Here is a 22,513-nt window from a genome sequence, read left to right on the forward strand (position 1 = left end):
TTACGCCAGTTGCATTGCCAGTTTAATCGATACGGCCATGCTCTCAGATTTTGCTTTTCCCGTCCAGGCGATATCAAACGCCGTCCCGTGATCGGCAGAGGTACGAATAAACGGCAGACCGGCGGTGATGTTCACGCCATCATAGAAACCGAGCAGTTTGAGCGGAATATGCCCCTGATCGTGGTACATCGCCACCACCATGTCATATTGGCCTTCGTACGCCTGTAAAAACACGGTATCCGGCGGACATGGGCCGTAAACGTCTGTTCCCTTCGCCTTCATGTTTTCAATGGCTGGCGACACAATGCGAATTTCTTCATCGCCAAACAGACCGTTTTCACCTGCATGGGGATTGACCCCGGCAACGGCGATGCGCGGTTGGGCGAAACCAACACGCTTCAGGAAGCGATCCGCGATGCCGATGACCGTCTCCACGCGTTGTCCGTTGAGGGTGTCGAGAAACTTGCGTAACGCAATATGGGTCGAAACGTGAATCACCTTCAGCTTGTCGGTGTAAAGCACCATCGCATAGTCACGGCTTTCGGTAAGCGTCGCCAACAGTTCGGTATGTCCCGGGTAATGATGCCCCGCCAGATGCAGCGCTTCTTTATTCAGCGGCGCGGTGGCGATGGCGTGTACATCGCCTTTCAGTGCCAGCTCTGTCGCACGTTTTACGCAACGGTAGGCGAGATCGCCCGCCTCGGCCTGCACTTTACCTGGCTCCAGCGCCTCCGGCTGCGCCAGCGGCTCGTCGATGACGTGAATCACGCCCGGCGTAAATCGCGCCTGCGTGACACCGTCAATCGCGCGAAAGGTCACCCCTTCCGCCAGCCCTTTGGCCTGCAAACGTTTGAGGGTTTGCAGGCATCCCACCACCACCAACGGCGCGCCGTTAAGTTCATCTTCACAAAGCGCTTTGACAATGATTTCCGGACCGATACCCGCCGGGTCGCCCATCGTAATCGCAATTGTTTTAGTTACCACTGTACATCTCCTCAATAAAATAAAGCGCATCACAAAGGGTGCTGTCTGAACCGAATCCGCCTGCTTTCGTGATCACCGGAAGGTCGTCGATTTCGCTGTTCACAAACGTCCCGCAGGGAATGCAGGGCGCGACCTCGCTCTGGATGCGATAGCCTTCCGCGCCAAGCGCGCTGGCAACCGCAGTGGCGATATCTCCTCCGGTCAGGAACAGCCCGCCAATACGCGCCTGTTCGATAATGCGCAGCGTAATGGTCCCGAGGCGTTGGCTGAGCATCTCACCAAGCTGCTGGCGGCTCACGCCTGCTTCAGTACACAGCGCGTCGATCATCTGCCGATCGTCCGCGCTCCGGCTGGTGCGGAGAATCGTGTGCTGCTGGCGGTCGAGCAGCGCGCAGGCCTGCTCCACCACCGCGGCGATTTCCTGTTCGGCCTGCGCCGAAATCAGCCGTGAGGCATCAATGTCCACCACGCTGGCGCGCGCCTGGCAGAGCGCTTTTTCAACCTGCCGCCGCGTGGCTTCGCTCATCGACCCCGCCACCACCAGCACCGGCAGTTCCTGCTTCTCCTGCATGAACATTCTGACCGGTAGCGCGTTCGCCAGTCCGGCAGCGCCGACCAGCAGCGGCAGCGTAGCCTGTTCACAAATAGCCTGGGCAATCAGCGACAGATCGCGATCTTCTACCGCATCGACCACCACCATACATTCCCCCTCGGCGGCAAAAGCCCTCAGCAACGCGCTGAGCTGTCCGCGTCGCACGTCATCGAGCGACACGTCATGTACCGGGATATCGCTTTGTAGCGCAATCAGCTCCGCAATGCGCGAGGAGAGAATCGGCGTTTTCGGATCGCTGGCAAATTCGGTTTCCAGTAGCGGCGTACCGTTGACCAGACATAATCCGTCACGGGTGGTGCGCCCGGCAGCCGGGATCGCCGCCGCGATCACCGCCAGCGTCCGGTTGGCGGCACGCATCGCCGCCGTCACTTCCGCGCCGACGTTGCCGCGAAAGGTGGAGTCGATTTTCTTGTATACCAGCGGGAGCGTCTCACCTTCGCACCAGGGCGCTAACGCCTGCGCTACCGCTTTCGCCGCCTGCTCTGCGGGTATCGCGCGGCTTTCGGTGTTGATCACCAGCACATCGGCACGACGCGAGGGCTTTTGCTCCGGCGTCAGCATCACCTCGGTGCGCGCCCCTTTCTTCGCCAACTGCACGCCGGTATCGTTAGAGCCCGTAAAGTCGTCGGCGATAACGATCATCTTCATGCTTTTTTCTCCTCAGCGACCTGACGCGCCTGCTTTTTGGCGACCCACGAAGTCAGGACAGGCGTCAGAATCGCGGTTGTGATCACCGATGCGGCAATCAGCGGGGCGGCAGCGGCAGCCACTTCCGCCAGCGACGGGTCTGCCTGGGCAATCGCCAGCGGCGTCGCCACCGCGTTCCCGGCGGTGCTGGAGGCCGCCGCGCCGGCAATGCCGGTTCCCCCCACCAGACGGTCGGCGCGAATGTTAAAGAAACCGCCGACGAAGGTGGTCAGTACGCCAAGCAGAATGCCTGCCAGACCGCCCTGCAGCAGCATTTCAAGGTTGATCCCCGCACCCAGCGCAAACGCGAAGAATGGGATCAACAGTGGTCCCCCTTTGGTCAGGAAGTCGCGCATGTTGGGATCAAGGTTACCGAGGATCATCCCCACCACCAGCGGAACCAGCACCGCGACCAGCGCCATGATCGGTATGTTCGCCATACCCGCCGCGCCCAGCGCGATCATCGTAAAGAACGGCCCGTCATTCAGAGACAGAATGGAAATAGCGCCGACATCTCGCTCGTTGCCAAACTCCCCCACCAGCGCCGCGTAAAGCCCGCCGTTTGAGTTACTCATCGCCGCAATGATCGCCACGCCGCTTAAGCCGAAGATCCCTTCCGCACCGAACAGATGCTCAACGCCCAGGCCAATCGCAATGGCGACCAGCAGTTTGGTCAGGGTTATCGTACCGCCCTGCAACAGCGCCTGAGGTGCGGCTTTCACGCTAATCCCCGCCCCCATACAGAGCAGGAAGGCGCCAATCAGCGGCGCCGCGCCGTTTTTGAACAGCGCGGTGGTGAACCCGCCGATCTCCAGCGCCTGTGGGGCAAAGGTATTGATAATGGCGCCGATCACCAGTGGCACAACCATCATGCCGCCGGGTACGCGTTCTATTGCCTTTTTGATGTTCATGGTCTTCCCGCCTGTTGTTATGTTGTGATTAAATAAAATCACAAAGATTATATTTAATCAAATTTAAAGCACAAACGCGCCAGATCACAGATTCAAAATGATTGATAAAAATCAACAAGGACTTTTACGGTTAAAAAAAAGCCGGACACTGGCGTCCGGCCTTGTGGATGATTGAATTCACTCAGGATTGCGCTAAAAAATCCCGATAAGCCCGCACCACCTGAAGAAAATCCTCCACGCCGCACAGCGACAGGCTCTCTTCATCGTAGTAGTTCATGCCTTCTTCCATCTCATCGCCCGTAAACTCCAGTTGGTTCGCGCGGATCATCACCTCCTCGCCGTCCATCCAGAGCGTGTATTCATGACCCGCCCGCTGCCAGGAACGTTCACTGCCTTTTACCGCGCGTGCGGCCTGTTCCACTTCATCGAGCAACGCCAGGTTATCCTTCACTTCTTCATTAAACCAGTGCCCGACCACTTCGTGGCCCATCGACATACGCACTTTTACCCCACCGGTAACATCGCGCAGAAATTCGTAATCCATAAGGTGTTCCTCTGCAAAGCTCTTGAGCTAATTATCGCAGCAGAGAGGAAGAAAAAAAGCGTGAGAGGCGGGAGGAATGAAAATAAAAAACCCACCGCCGTTGCGATGGGTTGTCTCAGCCTGTGGGCCTGATAAGCGCAGCCGTCAGATTAACCCGTACCGGATGGCGGCGTAACGCCTGTCCGGCACGGGAAAACCATCAAAACTACACTGCCGTCTGGAAGATCACCCCGTCAGCTTTCTCGGTGTACTGAGACAACTGGTCGAAGTTCAGGTAGCGGTAAGTATCGACAGCGGTTTTATCCACCTGCGCCACATAGGTTTGATACTCTTCCGGCGTCGGCAGTTTACCGATCAGCGCCGCAACCGCCGCCAGCTCCGCAGAAGCCAGGAAGACGTTCGCCCCGGTCCCCAGACGGTTCGGGAAGTTACGGGTAGAGGTGGAGACCACCGTCGCGCCGTCAGCCACGCGCGCCTGGTTACCCATGCACAGCGAACAGCCCGGAATTTCGATACGCGCGCCGCTCTTACCGAAGACGCTGTAATAGCCCTCTTCCGTGAGCTGCGCGGCATCCATGCGGGTTGGCGGCGCGACCCACAGACGGGTCGGCAACTGGCCTTTGTGCGCATCCAGCAGCTTACCGGCCGCACGGAAGTGACCGATGTTGGTCATACAGGAACCGATAAACACTTCGTCGATCTTCTCGCCCTGTACGTCGGAAAGCAGACGCGCATCGTCCGGATCGTTTGGCGCACACAGGATCGGCTCTTTGATATCCGCCAGATCGATGTCGATTACCGCCGCGTACTCTGCGTCAGCATCGGCTTCCAACAACTGCGGATCCGCCAGCCATTTTTCCATGCCCTGAATACGGCGTTCCAAAGTGCGACGATCGCCGTAGCCTTCCGCAATCATCCACTTCAGCAGGACGATGTTGGAGTTCAGATACTCAATGATCGGCTCTTTGTTCAGCTTGATGGTGCAACCGGCAGCAGAACGCTCGGCAGAGGCGTCGGTCAGCTCGAACGCCTGCTCGACTTTCAGATCCGGCAGACCTTCGATTTCCAGGATGCGGCCAGAGAAGATGTTTTTCTTACCTTTCTTCTCAACGGTCAGCAGACCCTGTTTGATGGCATACAGCGGGATCGCATGAACCAGATCGCGCAGGGTGATGCCCGGCTGCATTTTGCCCTTAAAGCGCACCAGCACGGACTCAGGCATGTCGAGAGGCATCACGCCGGTCGCCGCGGCAAACGCCACCAGGCCGGAGCCCGCCGGGAAGGAGATGCCGATCGGGAAACGGGTATGGGAGTCACCGCCGGTACCCACGGTATCCGGCAGCAGCATGCGGTTGAGCCAGGAGTGGATCACGCCATCGCCCGGACGCAGCGACACGCCGCCACGGTTCATGATGAAGTCCGGCAGCGTGTGGTGCGTGGTGACGTCGACCGGCTTCGGATACGCCGCAGTGTGGCAGAAGGACTGCATGACCAGATCAGAGGAGAAGCCCAGGCACGCCAGGTCTTTCAGTTCATCACGTGTCATTGGGCCGGTGGTGTCCTGAGAACCAACGGAAGTCATCTTCGGCTCGCAGTACGCGCCAGGACGGACACCGGTTACGCCGCAGGCGCGGCCAACCATTTTCTGCGCCAGCGAGAAGCCGCGGCTGCTTTCCGCTACATCTTTCGCCTGACGGAACACGTCTGAATGCGGCAGACCCAGCGCTTCGCGCGCTTTGGTGGTCAGGCCACGACCGATGATCAGCGGGATACGGCCACCGGCGCGCACTTCGTCGATCAGCACGTCCGTTTTTAACTCAAACGTGGCCAGCAGTTCGTTGGTTTCATGGTTACGCACTTCCCCTTTGTACGGGTAAACGTCAATCACGTCGCCCATGTTCAGGTTGCTCACATCCACTTCAATTGGCAGCGCGCCCGCGTCTTCCATGGTGTTAAAGAAGATAGGGGCAATTTTACCGCCGAGGCACAGGCCGCCGCCGCGCTTGTTCGGCACGTGCGGAATGTCATCGCCCATGAACCACAACACAGAGTTGGTGGCGGATTTACGGGAAGAGCCGGTCCCCACGACGTCGCCGACGTAGGCCAACGGGAAGCCTTTTTGCTGCAGGGCTTCGATTTGTTTGATCGGACCGACCACGCCAGGCTGATCCGGTTCGATACCTTCACGGGCGTTTTTCAGCATCGCTAACGCGTGCAACGGGATATCCGGGCGGGACCAGGCGTCCGGCGCCGGGGACAGATCGTCGGTGTTAGTTTCACCGGTGACTTTAAACACGGTAACGGTCATTTTTTCGGCCAGCGGCGGACGGTTCAGGAACCATTCGGCATCCGCCCACGACTGCATTACCTGTTTTGCAAATGCGTTACCCGCTTTGGCTTTTTCTTCCACATCGTAGAAGTTATCGAACATCAGCAGGGTATGGGACAGCGCTTTGGCGGCAATCGGTGCCAGCGTGTCGTTGTCGAGCGCGTCGATCAGCGGATGGATGTTGTAACCACCCTGCATGGTGCCAAGCAGTTCGATGGCTTTTTCTGGCGTAACCAGCGGGGAGGTCGTTTCGCCTTTGGCGACGGCAGCGAGAAAACCCGCTTTAACGTAGGCGGCTTCATCGACGCCAGGGGGAACACGGTTGATTAACAGGTCTAACAGGAATTCTTCTTCACCCGCAGGCGGGTTTTTCAGCAGCTCGACGAGCGCGGCCATTTGGGTTGCATCTAAGGGTTTGGGCACAATCCCCTCGGCGGCACGTTCAGCTACGTGCTTACGGTATTCTTCTAGCACGACGGTTCTCCTCGCTCTCATTGTCATAGTGCGGCGCTTTTATCGATGGGCGATTTTCTTCACGCTCCTGTGAGACAGCAGTTAGTAGGGTAAATGCCCGGTACCGCAACGGGCAGAATAACAGGATTTTAGTGGGGTGTTAATCTGTTTACAAAAAAGCAACATAAAAAAGTGGCTGAATCGTTAAGGATGGTCTAATGCGCTTTTCGGTATCCCTTAAAGGGCAGGAAGCACTGTTACGAATGGATACATTATTTTCGATTTTAATAATCACTCAGCTGTAACGATCCCAAGATTAGTCAAAAATTAAACTATCGTCTCTTTATACTCCCGCAACACTGCACCTGCGGGTGGCAGCAATTCGACCATAGCGATTTCTTCAGGAATCGGGAGTAAGAAAATGACGTTGCCCTTCAAACCCCACGTGCTGGCGCTGGTCTGTAGCGCTGGGTTATTCGCCGCATCCGGCGTGATGTATGTAAAAAGCCGGACGCCAGAAGCCCCCACTCAGCCGGTTCCTGTCACCGCGCCTGCGCCTGCTCCCGCCGCGCCGGTGGCGAAACCCACATTTACCACCGCGCAAATCGATCAATGGGTCGCCCCCGTGGCGCTGTATCCCGATCCGCTGCTGTCCCAGGTGTTAATGGCCGCCACCTACCCGGCAAACGTGGTGCAGGCGGTACAATGGTCGCGTGATAATCCCACATTGCAGGGCGATGCTGCGATTCAGGCCGTTTCCGGACAACCCTGGGACCCGAGCGTGAAATCACTGGTGGCGTTTCCGCAACTGATGGCGTTGATGGGAGAAAACCCGGAATGGGTGCAAAATCTGGGCGACGCCTTTCTGGCGCAACCGCAGGATGTGATGGATGCGGTACAACGACTGCGTCAACTGGCGCAGCAGACGGGTTCACTGAAATCCACGCCGCAGCAAACCGTCACCAGTACGCCAAAGAAAAACGTCGCCACACAGGCCTCGTCAACGTCCCAGACCACGAACGTGCAGTCGACCACGCCGACGGTCATTAAAATTGAACCGGCAGACCCGCAGGTCGTCTACGTACCCAACTACAACCCCACAACGGTGTACGGCGCCTGGCCAAATACGGCTTATCCGCCCGTCTACCTGCCGCCGCCTCCGGGAGAGCAGTTCGCCAGCAGCTTTGTACGAGGCTTCGGTTACAGCCTCGGCGTTGCCACCACTTACGCGCTGTTCAGCAATATTGACTGGGACGACGACGATGACCACCACCATGATGACGATCATCACCATCATGATGATGGTGACTCTCATCATGACGGTTATCAGCATAACGGCGATAACATCAACATTAACGTTAACAACTTCAACCGTATCACCGGGCAGAACCTGAAAGAACAGAATCTGACCTGGCGCCATAATCCGGCATACCGTGACGGCGTTCCCTACCGCAACAGCGCCACCGCACAGCGTTTTCATCAGACCAGCGTCAGCGGTGGGTTAAGCGCAACGCCGCAGCCCGCTCCAGCCAGCCGTGACAGCCAGCGCCAGGCGGCAATGGCGCAGTTGCAACAGCGTCAGACATCTTCACGTGACGTCCAGCGTAACGCCGCCTCGCAGCAGTTAAACCAGATTGCCCAGCGCAATAATTACCGCGGCTACGATACGGATCGCGCCAGCGCCCATCACCAGACGGTACATAAACCGACAGTTGGGCAGCAGCAACAGCACCGTGAAGCGCGTAAAACGAAGGTACAGCAGCACCCGATTTCAGAACAGCAGAGGGACAACGCACGTCAGCGAATCGCCTCCGCCACGCCTGAGCAGCGCCAGACGTTCCGGCAACATCATGCCAATGTGTTTAGCGGCAACGACAGCCGTTCGCCAGACTGGCAATCGCAGCAGCGACGCGGTCAGGAAAGCCGTCGTATCAGCCACTTAAGCGATGAGCAGCGCGCCACCGCGCGTGAACATATATCTGAGCATCATGAATTTCGTCGTCGTTGATCGGAGCCGATAATGAAAAATATCCTGTTTAGCGCCCTTCTGTTCTCCCTGCCGCTGATGGGCTATGCGCAGCAGAACTTCGCCTCGCCGGACGAGGCGGCCAACGCCTTCGCCTCCGCAATCGCCAGTAAAAACGACACGCAGCTCACCGCGCTTTTAGGGGATAACTGGCGGCAATTTCTCCCGCCGGAGGGCGCCGACCCGGAAGCGGTCGCGCGTTTTAACCGCGACTGGAAAATCAGCCATCAGGTGGTGCAAAACGACAACGTTGCGCATCTGAACGTGGGGAAAGAAGGCTGGCAGCTTCCTGTTCCTGTCGTGAGGTCCGCAGCGGGATGGCATTTCGATATGGCCGCCGCGCAGGAGGAGATCCTCACCCGCGCCATTGGCCGTAATGAGCTATCGGCTATTCAGGCCATGCGCGCCTACGTGGATGCCCAGTATGATTACTGGCAGCGCAAGCAGATGTTCGCGACCAGACTGATCAGCAGCGAAGGTCAGCAGGATGGGCTTTACTGGCCAACGCGGCCAGGCGAAAGGCCCAGCCCGTTAGGCCCGGCGTTCAGTTCCGATCGTCACGCCGAGGGTTACCATGGTTATCGGTTCCGCGTAATTGCCAACGACAACGACAAAGGTTTTGCCCTTCTGGCCTGGCCCGTCTCGTGGGGAGAGACAGGGGTCATGAGCTTTATGGTGAATCAGGATGATCGGGTGTATCAGGCTGATTTAGGGAAAGAGACGGAGAAGCGCGTTACGGCAATAAATCAATACAGTGAAGATGAACCGTGGAAGCCTGTTAACTAGCAGACACAAAAAAGCGGCTTACAAGCCGCTTTTTATTTGCCCGACGGCACGTTGCTTATCGGGCTTACAATCGAACCGGGAAGATTATTTCTTCTTCGCTTTCGGGTTCGGCAGGTCGGTGATGCTGCCTTCAAACACCTCAGCCGCCAGCCCCACGGATTCGTGCAGCGTCGGGTGAGCATGGATGGTCAACGCGATGTCTTCCGCGTCGCAACCCATTTCGATCGCCAGACCGATTTCACCCAGCAGCTCGCCGCCGTTAGTACCGACAATCGCACCACCAATGACACGATGAGACTCTTTGTCGAAAATCAGCTTGGTCATGCCGTCCGCGCAGTCGGAAGCGATAGCACGGCCAGAAGCAGCCCACGGGAAGGTGGCGGTTTCGTAGCTGATGCCTTTCTCTTTCGCTTCTTTCTCGGTCAGACCGACCCACGCCACTTCTGGTTCAGTGTAGGCGATGGACGGAATTACTTTCGGGTCGAAGTAGTGTTTCTTGCCGGCGATAACTTCAGCGGCAACATGGCCTTCATGGACGCCTTTATGCGCCAGCATCGGCTGACCGACAATATCGCCGATAGCGAAGATGTGCGGCACGTTGGTGCGCAGCTGTTTGTCAACGCGGATAAAGCCACGGTCGTCCACTTCCACGCCCGCTTTACCGGCGTCGAGGTTTTTACCGTTCGGCACACGGCCAATCGCTACCAGCACCGCGTCGTAACGCTGGGCTTCAGCAGGCGCTTTTTTGCCTTCCATGGAAACGTAGATACCGTCTTCTTTCGCTTCAACGGCAGTCACTTTGGTTTCCAGCATCAGGTTGAATTTCTTGCTGATGCGCTTGGTGAAGACTTTAACGATATCTTTGTCAGCCGCCGGGATCACCTGGTCGAACATTTCAACCACGTCAATCTCTGAACCCAGCGCATGGTACACGGTTCCCATTTCCAGGCCGATGATACCGCCGCCCATAACCAGCAGGCGCTTAGGAACGGTTTTCAGTTCCAGAGCGTCAGTGGAATCCCAGACGCGTGGATCTTCATGCGGAATAAACGGCAGTTGGATCGGACGGGAACCCGCCGCGATGATCGCGTTGTCGAAGTTGATTACGGTTTTGCCGTTTTCACCTTCCACTTCCAGGGTGTTCGCCCCGGTAAATTTACCCAGACCGTTGACCACTTTCACTTTACGGCCTTTGGCCATACCCGCCAGACCACCGGTCAGCTGAGTGATAACTTTCTCTTTCCAGGTACGAATCTTGTCGATATCGGTTTTCGGCTCACCGAAGACGATACCGTGTTCAGCCAGCGCTTTGGCTTCTTCGATCACTTTCGCAACGTGCAGCAGCGCTTTAGAAGGGATACAGCCGACGTTCAGACAGACACCACCGAGGGTGTTGTAACGTTCTACGATTACGGTTTCCAGACCTAAATCAGCGCAACGGAAGGCTGCAGAGTAACCTGCCGGGCCTGCCCCAAGTACCACGACCTGAGTTTTGATTTCAGTACTCATCATGACCTCTTAATTGATTTCCGGCGATCCCTGGTCTTGTCGCCCATCGTCCACCGGGTCGTTCTATCCGCCCGTATTTTACAAAATTGTTAACAATTTTGAAACAACAAAACGGCAACGATTTATCTTTAGCACCAATAACCCCAATGACAACATGAGATTACCAGAAAAAAGCCGGCCGTCGGGCCGGCTTTTTTGCTTACATCACCAGACGGCGAATGTCAGACAGCATATTGTTAATGATGGTAATGAAACGCGCACCATCAGCACCGTCGATCACACGGTGGTCGAAGGAGAGAGAGATCGGCATCATCAGACGCGGCACAAACTCTTTACCGTTCCAGACCGGCTCCATCGCAGACTTGGAAACGCCAAGGATAGCGACTTCCGGCGCGTTGACGATCGGCGCGAAATGGGTGGTGCCCAGGCCGCCGATGCTGGAGATGGTGAAGCAACCGCCCTGCATTTCGCCCGCAGTCAGTTTGCCGTCACGCGCTTTCTTCGAGATCGTGGTCAGTTCACGAGAAAGCTCAGTCACGCTCTTCTTGTTCACGTCTTTAAAGACCGGAACCACCAGACCGTTCGGGGTATCAACCGCAACACCGATGTTGATGTATTTCTTCAGCGTCAGGCGCTGACCGTCTTCAGACAGTGAGCTGTTGAAGCGTGGCATCTGCTCAAGCGCAGCAGCAACGGCTTTCATGATGAACACAACCGGCGTGTATTTGACGTCCAGTTTGCGTTTTTCAGCTTCAGCGTTTTGCTGTTTACGGAACGCTTCCAGATCGGTGATATCGGTCTTGTCGAAGTGCGTAACGTGCGGGATCATCACCCAGTTACGGCTCAGGTTCGCACCAGAGATTTTCTGGATACGGCCCAGTTCCACTTCTTCGATCTCGCCGAACTTGCTGAAGTCCACTTTCGGCCATGGCAGCATGCCCGGGATACCGCCGCCAGCGGCTGCAGCAGGTGCAGCTTCAGCGCGTTTCACCGCGTCTTTCACGTACGCCTGAACGTCTTCGCGCAGGATACGACCTTTACGGCCTGTACCCTTCACTTTCGCCAGGTTCACGCCGAATTCGCGCGCCAGGCGGCGAATCAGCGGGGTGGCATGGACGTAAGCGTCGTTCTCAGCGAACTCGGTTTTGCCTTCCGCTTTTGCCGCAGGCGCCGCAGCAGGGGCTTCAGCTTTCGCCGCCGGCGCAGCCGCTTCCTGCTTAGCCGGAGCCGCAGCAGGCGCCGCGCCTTCCACTTCGAAGACCATAATCAGAGAACCGGTTTTGACTTTGTCGCCGGTGCTGATTTTGATTTCTTTAACGGTACCCGCGAACGGTGCCGGTACTTCCATCGAAGCCTTGTCACCTTCTACGGTGATCAGGGACTGCTCGGCTTCAACCTTGTCGCCGACCTTGACCATCACTTCGGTCACTTCAACTTCGTCACCGCCGATGTCCGGTACGTTAACGTCTTTCGCGCCGCCAGCCGCAGCCGGCGCAGCAGCCGGAGCCGCTTCCGCTTTTGCTGGCGCCGCAGCGCCTTCAGCACCCGCCACCTCGAAGACCATGATCAGAGAGCCAGTGGACACTTTGTCACCGGTGTTGATCTTGATCTCTTTCACGGTACCTGCGAACGGCGCCGGTACTTCCATCGAAGCTTTGTCGCCTTCAACGGTGATCAGAGACTGTTCCGCCGCAACGGTGTCGCCCACTTTGACCATGATTTCGGTGACTTCAACTTCATCACCGCCGATGTCCGGCACGTGAACGTCTTTCGCTGCCGCTGCAGCAGGCGCCGCCGGGGCCGCTTCTTTCTTCTCTTCTGCCGGAGCAGGCGCAGCGTCAGCTGCACCGTCGGCGGAATCGAAAATCATAATCAGTTTGCCGGTCTCGGTTTTGTCGCCAACGGAGACTTTGATCTCTTTGACGATGCCAGCCTGCGGAGACGGAACTTCCATAGAGGCTTTGTCGCCTTCTACGGTGATCAGCGACTGTTCAGCTTCAACTTTGTCGCCAACCTTGACCAGGATCTCGGTGATTTCAACTTCATCTGCCCCGATGTCCGGTACTTTGATTTCGATAGCCATTATTCTTTTACCTCTTACGCCAGACGCGGGTTAACTTTTTCTGCATCGATGTTGAATTTGGTAATTGCATCCGCAACCACTTTCTTATCGATTTCGCCACGTTTAGCCAGTTCGCCCAGTGCCGCTACCACCACGTAGGACGCATCCACTTCGAAGTGATGACGCAGGTTTTCACGGCTGTCAGAGCGACCGAAACCGTCGGTACCCAGTACGCGGTAATCATCTGCCGGTACATAAGTACGAACCTGTTCAGCAAACAGTTTCATATAGTCAGTTGATGCGACAGCTGGTGCGTCGTTCATCACCTGAGCGATGTACGGTACGCGCGGGGTTTCCAGCGGGTGCAGCATGTTCCAGCGCTCACAATCCTGGCCGTCACGCGCCAGTTCGGTGAAGGAGGTCACGCTGTATACATCAGAACCCACGCCGTAATCTTTCGCCAGGATCTCTGCCGCTTCACGGACGTGACGCAGGATAGAACCCGAGCCTAAGAGCTGAACTTTACCTTTGCTACCTTCGAGGGTGTCGAGTTTATAGATACCTTTGCGGATACCTTCCTCAGCGCCTTCCGGCATAGCCGGCATGTGGTAGTTTTCGTTCAGCGTGGTGATGTAATAGTAAACGTTCTCTTGTTTTTCACCGTACATGCGCTCCAGACCGTCATGCATGATGACCGCCACTTCGTATGCGTAAGCCGGATCGTAAGAGATACAGTTCGGGATAGTCAGAGACTGAATATGGCTGTGACCATCTTCATGCTGCAAACCTTCGCCGTTCAGGGTCGTACGACCGGAAGTACCGCCAATCAGGAAGCCGCGCGCCTGCTGGTCGCCCGCTGCCCAGCACAGATCGCCGATACGCTGGAACCCGAACATGGAGTAATAGATGTAGAACGGGATCATCGGCAGATCGTTAGTGCTGTAAGAGGTCGCAGCCGCCAGCCAGGAAGAACCTGCGCCCAGCTCGTTGATACCTTCCTGCAGGATCTGACCTTTCTCGTCTTCTTTGTAGTACGCAACCTGCTCACGGTCCTGCGGGGTGTACTGCTGGCCGTTCGGGCTGTAAATACCGATCTGACGGAACAGACCTTCCATACCAAAGGTACGCGCTTCGTCGGCGATGATCGGAACCAGACGATCTTTGATCGACTTGTTCTTCAGCATCACGTTCAGGGCGCGAACGAAAGCGATAGTGGTGGAGATCTCTTTGTTCTGCTCTTCCAGCAGCGCGCCAAAATCTTCCAGGGTCGGCAGCTCCAGCTTCTCGGTGAAGTTCGGCTGGCGGCTCGGCAGGTAGCCGTGCAGCGCCTGACGACGTTCGTGCAGGTACTTGTGCTCTTCAGAACCTTCCGGGAAGGTGATGTACGGCAGTTTTTCAATGTCAGCATCGGATACCGGCACGTTGAAACGATCGCGGACGTAGCGAACGCCGTCCATGTTCATTTTCTTCACCTGGTGAGCGATGTTTTTACCTTCGGCAGAGTCGCCCATGCCGTAACCCTTAATGGTATGGGCGAGGATGACAGTCGCTTTGCCTTTGGTTTCCTGCGCTTTTTTCAGTGCAGCGTAGACTTTCTTCGGATCGTGACCGCCACGGTTCAGGGCCCAGATCTGCTCATCAGTCCAGTCTGCCACCAGCGCGGCGGTTTCCGGATACTTGCCGAAGAAGTGCTCACGTACGTACGCGCCGTCTTTTGATTTGAAGGTCTGGTAGTCGCCATCAACGGTTTCGTTCATCAGTTGGATCAGCTTACCGCTGGTATCTTTACGCAGCAGCTCATCCCAACGACCGCCCCACATGACTTTAATCACGTTCCAGCCCGCGCCGTCGAAGATGCCTTCCAGTTCGTTAACGATTTTGCCGTTACCGGTGACCGGGCCGTCCAGACGCTGCAGGTTACAGTTGATGATGAAGACCAGGTTGTCCAGTTTTTCGCGGGTCGCGATGGTGATAGCGCCTTTGGATTCCGGCTCGTCCATTTCACCGTCGCCCAGGAAGGCGTAAACGGTCTGTTTGGAGGTGTCTTTCAGGCCACGGTGTTCCAGATATTTCAGGAATTTAGCCTGGTAAATAGCGCCGATTGGACCCAGCCCCATAGAGACGGTCGGGAACTGCCAGAATTCCGGCATCAGTTTCGGGTGCGGGTAGGAAGACAGGCCGTTGCCATGCACTTCCTGACGGAAGTTATCCATCTGCTCTTCGGTCAGACGGCCTTCCAGGAATGCGCGTGCGTAAACGCCCGGCGAGATGTGGCCCTGGAAATACACCAGGTCGCCGCCATCCTGCTCGTTGCGGGCGCGGAAGAAGTGGTTGAAGCAAACGTCATATACGGTTGCGGAAGACTGGAAGGATGCCATGTGGCCGCCCAGCTCGAGGTCTTTTTTAGACGCACGCAGTACCGTCATGATGGCGTTCCAGCGGATAGCAGAACGAATACGACGCTCCAGCTCCAGATTGCCCGGGTATTCCGGTTCATCTTCAACGGCAATAGTGTTGATGTAATTGCTTGCCCCTGCACCTGCCGCCACTTTCACGCCGCCTTTGCGGGCTTCGGAAAGCAGTTGGTCGATCAGATACTGAGCGCGCTCAACACCTTCTTCACGGATGACCGATTCGATCGCCTGTAGCCAGTCGCGAGTTTCGATCGGATCCACGTCATTTGGGAAACGTTCTGACATGGGTTATTCCTTATCTATCTAGTACGTTGAGTTATCTGGAACCTGTCCCATTAAACTTTCGTCGGAAAGCTTAATAAGACAGGTTCTGCGTTTAGTTGCCGCGCACATTTTTGCGCTTTATTAACAACATCTTCTGGTAAACGAGCTGCCAGAAAAAACTAATTCTTGCGCTGTTCCAGACGGCGTAAGGCGCGTTCACGACGACTTTCCTCACGGCTTCTGTCCAGCAATATCTCTTCGATAAACGCCAGGTGGCGATGCGATGCTTCGCGCGCCTCCTCGGGGTTACCGGCCATGATCGCTTCGAAAATACGGGTGCGGTGACTGCTCACCAGCGGAAGCATCTCGCGACGCGAATAGAGTAATTCGAAGTTTTGCCGGACATTCTGGGCCAACATCGGCTCCATACACCTTAGCAGATGGAGCAAAACCACATTGTGTGCCGCTTCGGTGACAGCAATTTGATATTGCAGAACCGCATCGGACTCAGCGTCCAGGTCACCCGACTCCTGCGCCAGCTCAATCGCATGGTGCAGTTCGCGAATCCGCGTTTTGTCTTCGTCCGTGCTGCGCAGCGCCGCGTAATAGGCCGCAATGCCTTCCAGCGCGTGGCGCGTCTCGAGCAGGTCAAACTGGGATTCAGGATGATCGGAGAGCAATTCTACCAGTGGGTCGCTGAAGCTCTGCCACAGGCTGCTCTGAACAAAAGTGCCGCCGCCCTGGCGACGAAGCAACAGGCCCTTCGCTTCGAGACGTTGGATCGCCTCACGCAGGGAGGGACGGGAGACGTCGAACTGTTTCGCCAGTTCGCGTTCCGGTGGGAGTTTTTCGCCGGGGCGCAAGGTGCCCTCAAGAATCAAAAACTCCAGCTGTTGCTCAATCACATCTGATAATTTTGGTTGGCGGATTTTGCTGTAGGCCATGATGTCCTGTCTTAAGCCATTTGCCCGGAGTCAATTGGTCTTACCAATTTCATGTCTGTGACGCTAAAGTAACAAAGTATTCACCTTCTGTCCATACAGGTTTTGATTGAAATCAGGAAACCACGCACATTTTAACAACATTACAGAAATAACGTTTCAAACATGTAACTATGCACAAATGTTAAATTTACCGCCCCCGCGCCAGTTTTAACCTTATTGAAACGAAATAAAATCCAAATTGAACCGATTCACTTGCATATTCATGCAAATAAAATAAATTAATACGCAATCTGTTGGGCTGAGATATGGCGTGTGAGATTAACGAAGGGCTGTTACATCTGCTTTCTTTTTATGCAACTCGTCATCAACCATTCATAAAGCAGGTGCATTCGCCTGCGCATACCATTATTCTTATCCAGACAAAAGAGTTCCGGCGACATTTCATTAAACACAACTGTAAACAAAAAAATACAACAAACGGAATTGTTAACTTACACACGCATCCTGCGTCGTTACTACATAAACGCTCATCACAGAAAGAGCGCACCACACACGAGGTTTCATGATGGACAGTCAGCAGCACGGCGAGCAGCTTAAGCGCGGGCTAAAAAACCGCCATATCCAGCTAATCGCGCTGGGCGGCGCAATCGGGACAGGCCTGTTCCTGGGAAGCGCCTCCGTTATCCAGTCAGCCGGTCCCGGTATCATTCTGGGTTATGCGATCGCAGGGTTTATCGCTTTTCTGATCATGCGTCAGTTAGGGGAAATGGTTGTGGAGGAGCCGGTTGCCGGTTCGTTCAGCCACTTTGCCTATAAGTACTGGGGCAGTTTTGCCGGTTTTGCCTCCGGCTGGAATTACTGGGTGTTGTATGTGCTGGTCGCGATGGCGGAACTGACCGCCGTCGGTAAATACATCCAGTTCTGGTATCCGGAGATCCCGACCTGGGTCTCGGCGGCGGCCTTCTTTGTGCTGATCAACGCGATCAACCTGACCAATGTGAAAGTGTTCGGTGAAATGGAGTTCTGGTTCGCCATTATTAAAGTGATCGCCGTGGTGGCGATGATTCTGTTCGGCGGCTGGCTACTGTTCAGCGGCAACGGCGGCCCGCAGGCTACCGTGCGCAACCTGTGGGAACAGGGCGGCTTCCTGCCGCATGGCTGGACCGGGCTGGTCATGATGATGGCGATCATTATGTTCTCCTTTGGAGGGCTTGAGCTGGTGGGGATCACCGCGGCGGAAGCCGATAACCCGGAGCAAAGCATTCCGAAAGCGACCAACCAGGTTATCTACCGTATTCTGATTTTCTATGTGGGCTCACTGGCAGTGCTGCTTTCCCTGCTGCCGTGGACGCGCGTAACCGCTGACACCAGCCCATTTGTCCTTATCTTCCACGAGCTGGGCGACACCTTTGTGGCGAATGCGCTGAACATCGTGGTGCTGACCGCGGCGCTGTCGGTGTATAACAGTTGCGTCTACTGCAACAGCCGAATGTTGTTTGGCCTTGCGCAGCAGGGCAACGCGCCAAAAGCGCTGCTTTCCGTCGACAAACGCGGCGTACCGGTCAATACCATTCTGGTTTCTGCGTTGGTCACCGCACTGTGCGTACTCATTAACTATATGGCGCCGGAGTCGGCGTTTGGCCTGCTGATGGCGCTGGTGGTTTCCGCACTGGTCATTAACTGGGCGATGATCAGTCTGGCGCACATCAAGTTCCGTCGCGCGAAACAGCAACAGGGCGTTAAAACGCGCTTCCCGGCTCTGCTCTATCCGCTCGGAAACTGGGTTTGCCTGCTGTTTATGGCTGCGGTACTGGTAATTATGTTAATCACGCCGGGAATGGCGATCTCAGTCTATTTGATCCCCGTATGGCTGCTGGTCCTGGGCGTCGGTTATCTGTGCAAGCAGAAAACGGCGAAGACCGCCAAAGCGCATTAATTCTCTTCCCCTCGCCCGCCCGCCGGGTGAGGGGTGTTATCTGCTTCACACTTTCCTGCCAATAGCTATTTCGTCCATATCAGCGGCGCTATCCTGCAACGCAATTATTCACTCGCAGACGAATAATTCACTCCATCACCTGATGGGGAGACGTCTCAATGGAAAAGGGTAAACTTTCGGTACGAGAGAAGATTGGTTATGGCATGGGCGACGCCGGATGTAACATCATCTTTGGCGCCATCATGTTGTTTGTTAACTATTTTTATACGGATATTTTTGGTCTGGCACCCGCATTGGTGGGTGTACTGTTACTGTCTGTGCGCGTCATTGACGCGGTCACCGACCCGGTGATGGGCGCCATCGCCGATCGCACCCAAAGTCAATATGGTCGTTTCCGCCCCTGGCTGCTGTGGATCGCTTTCCCCTATGCGCTGTTCAGTATCCTGATGTTCACCACCCCAGACTGGACGTATAACAGCAAGGTTATCTATGCGTTTGTCACCTATTTCCTGCTGTCGATCACTTATACCGCCATCAATATTCCCTATTGCTCGTTAGGCGGCGTGATCACCAACGATCCTAAAGAACGCGTGGCCTGCCAGTCTTATCGCTTTGTGTTAGTCGGTATCGCGACGTTGCTGCTGTCGCTTACGCTGCTGCCAATGGTCGACTGGTTTGGTGGCGGCAACAAAGCCAAAGGCTACCAGATGGCGATGACCGTGCTGGCGATTATCGGCATGTGTATGTTCCTGTTCTGCTTTGCCACCGTTCGCGAACGCGTCCGCCCTGCCGTTCCCACCCACGATGACATGAAAAACGATTTTAAAGACGTGTGGAAAAACGATCAGTGGGTGCGCATTTTGTTGCTGACGCTGTGCAATGTCTGCCCGGGCTTCATTCGGATGGCGGCGACCATGTACTACGTGACCTGGGTGATGGGACAAAGCACCCACTTCGCCACGCTGTTTATCAGCCTGGGCGTGGTTGGCATGATGATCGGCAGTATGCTGGCGAAAGTGCTGACCGACCGCTGGTGCAAGCTGAAAGTGTTCTTCTGGACCAACATCGCGCTGGCCCTCTTCTCCTGCGCATTTTACTTCTTCGACCCGAAAGCCACCGCGTTGATTGTCGTGCTCTATTTCCTGCTGAATATTCTGCATCAGATCCCGTCGCCGCTGCACTGGTCGCTGATGGCGGACGTTGACGACTACGGCGAATGGAAAACCGGCAAACGTATCACCGGCATCAGCTTCTCCGGTAATCTCTTCTTCCTGAAGCTGGGCCTGGCGATCGCCGGGGCGATGGTAGGCTTTCTGCTCTCCTGGTACGGCTATGACGCTGGCGCGAAAACCCAGAGCGACACGGCAATCAACGGCATCGTACTGCTGTTTACGGTGATCCCGGGCGTCGGTTATCTCATTACCGCGGGCGTGGTTCGTCTGCTAAAAGTCGACCGTGAACTGATGAAACACATACAGGACGATCTGGAAAAGCGCCGCACCAATTACCGCGAGCTTAACGAATATCAGGAACTGAAAGCCGCTGAAAGCGTAAGGAAAGCCTAATGCAAGACTGGCCAAACCCCTTTATTGAGCAACGCGCCGATCCGTTTATTCTGCGAGACGGCTGCGACTACTACTTTATTGCCTCGGTGCCGGAATATGATCGGCTGGAAATCCGACGGGCGAACACCCTGGAGGGCCTGCGCAGCGCGGAACCGGTTATCGTCTGGCGTAAACCGGAAACCGGCCCGATGTGCGAGCTGATCTGGGCGCCGGAAATTCACCGCATCAACGGTAAGTGGTATATCTATTTCGCCGCTGCCCATACCCAGGCGCTCGACAAACTGGGGATGTTCCAGCACCGGATGTATGCGCTGGAATGTGCGGATGCCGACCCGCTCACTGGCGTCTGGTACGAAAAAGGCCAGTTCAAAACGCCGTTTGACACGTTCGCGCTCGATGCCACTACCTTTCATCATCAGGGAAAACAGTGGTATCTGTGGGCGCAAAAATCCCCGCATATCGCCGGTAACTCCAACATCTATCTTGCCGAAATGGAAAACCCGTGGACCATTAAAGGCGAACCTGTGATGCTCAGCAAACCGGAATATGACTGGGAATGTCGGGGATTTTGGGTCAATGAAGGCCCGGCGGCGCTCACTCATGGCGATAAACTGTTTGTCAGCTACTCCGCCAGCGCGACGGATGAAAACTACTGCATGGGGCTTCTGTGGATTGATATGAATGCCGATCCGCGAAATCCGGCAAACTGGCGCAAATCGCCGCGTCCGGTCTTTACCACCAGCCACGAAAACCGTCAGTACGGCCCGGGCCATAATAGCTTTACGCAAACACCGGAAGGAGTAGATGTGCTGGTGTATCACGCACGCAACTACACCGAAATTGAAGGGGACCCGCTCTACGATCCCAACCGTCACACCCGCCTGAAGCGCGTTCGTTGGGATGAAAACGGGATGCCTGATTTTGGCGTGCCGCCAGCGGATACGATTTGAATACGTAGCCCGGTAGCGCAACGCTTACCGGGCGCCCCCTGCCGGATAAGCGCTGTACGCCGGCCACTCAATCCGCTACACCAGCGCCCCGTAAATGGTCAGGAAAGCGATCGCCACTACCACCACCAGCGACGTTTTCTTGGCCATCGATACCGCCGCTTTCGGCGTCTCGACCTTATCGGTATGCGGTTCCCGCGCCAACGAGAACTGCGCCAGTCGGGTTAACACCTGGTACTGCGCGGTATGCATGTCGGCCAGCGAGGCAAACCACGCAGGAAGCGCTTTCTCTCCGTGCCCGATCAAGGCGTAAACCACGCCTGCCAGACGCACCGGGATCCAGTCCAGCACGTGAAGAATGGCGTCAATACCCGACTGCAAACGCTCATGCGGCGTCAGGTAACGCGCCAGCCACGACTGCCATGAGCGCAGAAAAGCATAGCCCACCAGCAGCACCGGCCCCCACTGACCGCCGACGATCAGCCAAAACAGAGGCGCAAGATAGAAACGGAAGTTAATCCACAGCAGCGCGTTTTGCAATTCACGTAAAAACTCGCGCTCATCGCAATCCGGCGGGACGCCGTGGATCAGGGTGAGCTCACTGGCCATTGCTTTACGGGCGTGGGCGTCATCGCGCGAAGCCGCCTGGAGATAGGCGTGATAATGCATCCGCACTTTCCCGGCGCCAATGCACAGCAGCCCCAGCAGGATCCACGCCAAAATCGTCGGCACATTGAACAACAGCCCCTGAAGCGCGCGTAAAAGCAGGAATGCGACCGCCATCGCAATAAACGTCATCCCCAGCGTGCGCGCCATCGAAAAACGCGTAATGCGCCGAAATAACGCTTCCAGGCGGTGATCGAGCTGCCAGTGCTCTCCCAGTTTGAACAGGCGCTCAACAAACAGCACCAGTAGAGTCGTAAACAGCGTCATGTCATCTCCTTATCTGACGAGGGGGTGACCAGAGCGCGAAACCTCGCCCAGTCAAAAGCGGGGCCGGGATCGGTCTTGCGATCAGGCGCAATATCACAATGTCCGGTTATGTTATCGGCAATCGCCGGGTAATACGTTATCAGCGTGCGCGTAATGGTCGCCAGCTGTTGGTACTGCGCATCGGTGTAGGCCAGCGTATCGGTGCCTTCCAGCTCAATGCCAATCGAAAAATCATTGCAGCGCTCGCGACCACGGTAACGGGAAACGCCAGCGTGCCACGCGCGTTTATCGAAAGGAACATACTGAACGATTTCACCGTCACGGCGAATCAGACAATGTGCGGAAACACGAAGATGCGCGATTTCCGCAAAAAAGGGGTGAGCGGTGGGATCAATTGTTCCAGTGAATAGCGCATCGATCCACGGGCCGCCAAATTCGCCCGGCGGCAGGCTGATATTGTGCACCACCAGCAGAGAAGGATGATCGTCATCCGGGCGGCAATCATAATGAGGAGAAGGGACGCGCCGCGCCTCTGCCAGCCAGCCCTTGTCTAACAACATGCAGGATCTCCTTTTGAGTGGTGCTTATAGCCGCTTCAGAGTAGCA

Annotated in this window: 16 protein-coding genes; 5 read left to right on the forward strand and 11 right to left on the reverse strand. The window is 56.0% G+C overall.

Going from position 1 to position 22,513, the window contains the following annotated elements:
• The 5 genes from JY391_RS17715 to acnB all read right to left on the reverse strand — a co-directional run bounded on the left by JY391_RS17715 (position 1) and on the right by acnB (position 6,542).
• Positions 1–984, reverse strand: coding sequence for a D-threonate 4-phosphate dehydrogenase (locus JY391_RS17715; protein WP_082636854.1), 984 nt, complete (start codon positions 982–984; stop codon positions 1–3).
• A complete protein-coding gene (gene dtnK, locus JY391_RS17720) occupies positions 974–2,245 on the reverse strand; it encodes a D-threonate kinase (RefSeq protein WP_211934752.1) in 1,272 nt (423 codons plus the stop codon). Before dtnK ends, JY391_RS17715 begins: the two co-directional genes overlap by 11 nt.
• The gene (locus JY391_RS17725; RefSeq protein WP_042289988.1) at positions 2,242–3,195 is read right to left on the reverse strand and encodes a 2-keto-3-deoxygluconate permease 1; all 954 of its coding nucleotides are present in this window, start codon (positions 3,193–3,195) and stop codon (positions 2,242–2,244) included. The genes dtnK and JY391_RS17725 overlap by 4 nt, the downstream gene beginning before the upstream one ends.
• A 181-nt stretch (positions 3,196–3,376) precedes the next feature.
• Positions 3,377–3,739, reverse strand: a complete 363-nt coding sequence (yacL, locus tag JY391_RS17730; RefSeq protein ID WP_042289991.1) for a protein YacL — start codon at positions 3,737–3,739, stop codon at positions 3,377–3,379.
• Positions 3,740–3,944: 205 nt separating this feature from the next.
• Complete coding sequence (gene acnB, locus JY391_RS17735; protein ID WP_205612766.1) at positions 3,945–6,542, reverse strand: bifunctional aconitate hydratase 2/2-methylisocitrate dehydratase; 2,598 nt, start codon at positions 6,540–6,542, stop codon at positions 3,945–3,947.
• Positions 6,543–6,942: 400 nt separating this feature from the next.
• On the opposite strand from acnB, the gene JY391_RS17740 reads away from it, so the two are divergent.
• Positions 6,943–8,529 carry a DUF3300 domain-containing protein gene (locus tag JY391_RS17740; protein ID WP_211934753.1) on the forward strand — a complete coding sequence of 529 codons (1,587 nt, stop codon included), beginning with the start codon at positions 6,943–6,945 and terminating at the stop codon, positions 8,527–8,529.
• Positions 8,530–8,541: 12 nt separating this feature from the next.
• Positions 8,542–9,333, forward strand: a complete 792-nt coding sequence (locus JY391_RS17745) for a DUF2950 family protein (protein ID WP_060570718.1) — start codon at positions 8,542–8,544, stop codon at positions 9,331–9,333.
• A gap of 84 nt (positions 9,334–9,417) precedes the next feature.
• On the opposite strand, the gene lpdA is transcribed toward JY391_RS17745, so the two are convergent.
• The 4 genes from lpdA to pdhR all read right to left on the reverse strand — a co-directional run bounded on the left by lpdA (position 9,418) and on the right by pdhR (position 16,526).
• Complete coding sequence (gene lpdA, locus JY391_RS17750; RefSeq protein WP_042290330.1) at positions 9,418–10,842, reverse strand: dihydrolipoyl dehydrogenase; 1,425 nt, start codon at positions 10,840–10,842, stop codon at positions 9,418–9,420.
• Between the two features lie 199 nt (positions 10,843–11,041).
• The gene (gene aceF, locus JY391_RS17755) at positions 11,042–12,925 is read right to left on the reverse strand and encodes a pyruvate dehydrogenase complex dihydrolipoyllysine-residue acetyltransferase (RefSeq protein ID WP_211934754.1); all 1,884 of its coding nucleotides are present in this window, start codon (positions 12,923–12,925) and stop codon (positions 11,042–11,044) included.
• Between the two features lie 14 nt (positions 12,926–12,939).
• Positions 12,940–15,603: a pyruvate dehydrogenase (acetyl-transferring), homodimeric type gene (aceE, locus tag JY391_RS17760; RefSeq protein WP_042290001.1), complete on the reverse strand. Its 2,664-nt coding sequence runs from the start codon at positions 15,601–15,603 to the stop codon at positions 12,940–12,942.
• Between the two features lie 158 nt (positions 15,604–15,761).
• The gene (pdhR, locus tag JY391_RS17765; protein WP_042290003.1) at positions 15,762–16,526 is read right to left on the reverse strand and encodes a pyruvate dehydrogenase complex transcriptional repressor PdhR; all 765 of its coding nucleotides are present in this window, start codon (positions 16,524–16,526) and stop codon (positions 15,762–15,764) included.
• A 562-nt stretch (positions 16,527–17,088) separates the two neighbouring features.
• Between pdhR and aroP the strand changes: the two genes are divergently transcribed.
• The 3 genes from aroP to JY391_RS17780 all read left to right on the forward strand — a co-directional run bounded on the left by aroP (position 17,089) and on the right by JY391_RS17780 (position 20,977).
• Positions 17,089–18,462 (forward strand): aromatic amino acid transporter AroP, encoded by a 1,374-nt coding sequence (gene aroP / locus JY391_RS17770; protein ID WP_120714903.1) that lies wholly within the window; start codon positions 17,089–17,091, stop codon positions 18,460–18,462.
• Between the two features lie 158 nt (positions 18,463–18,620).
• Positions 18,621–20,027 carry a glycoside-pentoside-hexuronide (GPH):cation symporter gene (locus JY391_RS17775; RefSeq protein ID WP_211934755.1) on the forward strand — a complete coding sequence of 469 codons (1,407 nt, stop codon included), beginning with the start codon at positions 18,621–18,623 and terminating at the stop codon, positions 20,025–20,027.
• Positions 20,027–20,977, forward strand: coding sequence for a glycoside hydrolase family 43 protein (locus tag JY391_RS17780; protein ID WP_211934756.1), 951 nt, complete (start codon positions 20,027–20,029; stop codon positions 20,975–20,977). The genes JY391_RS17775 and JY391_RS17780 overlap by 1 nt, the downstream gene beginning before the upstream one ends.
• 75 nt (positions 20,978–21,052) lie before the next feature.
• On the opposite strand, the gene ampE is transcribed toward JY391_RS17780, so the two are convergent.
• Entirely contained in the window at positions 21,053–21,907 is an 855-nt protein-coding gene (gene ampE, locus JY391_RS17785) for a beta-lactamase regulator AmpE (protein WP_060570721.1), read from the reverse strand.
• Positions 21,904–22,467, reverse strand: coding sequence for a 1,6-anhydro-N-acetylmuramyl-L-alanine amidase AmpD (gene ampD, locus JY391_RS17790; RefSeq protein ID WP_211934757.1), 564 nt, complete (start codon positions 22,465–22,467; stop codon positions 21,904–21,906). Before ampD ends, ampE begins: the two co-directional genes overlap by 4 nt.
• Positions 22,468–22,513: the final 46 nt, after the last annotated feature.

The sequence above is a fragment of the Citrobacter sedlakii genome, from assembly GCF_018128425.1.
GTDB classification, from domain to species: Bacteria; Pseudomonadota; Gammaproteobacteria; order Enterobacterales; family Enterobacteriaceae; genus Citrobacter_A; species Citrobacter_A sedlakii.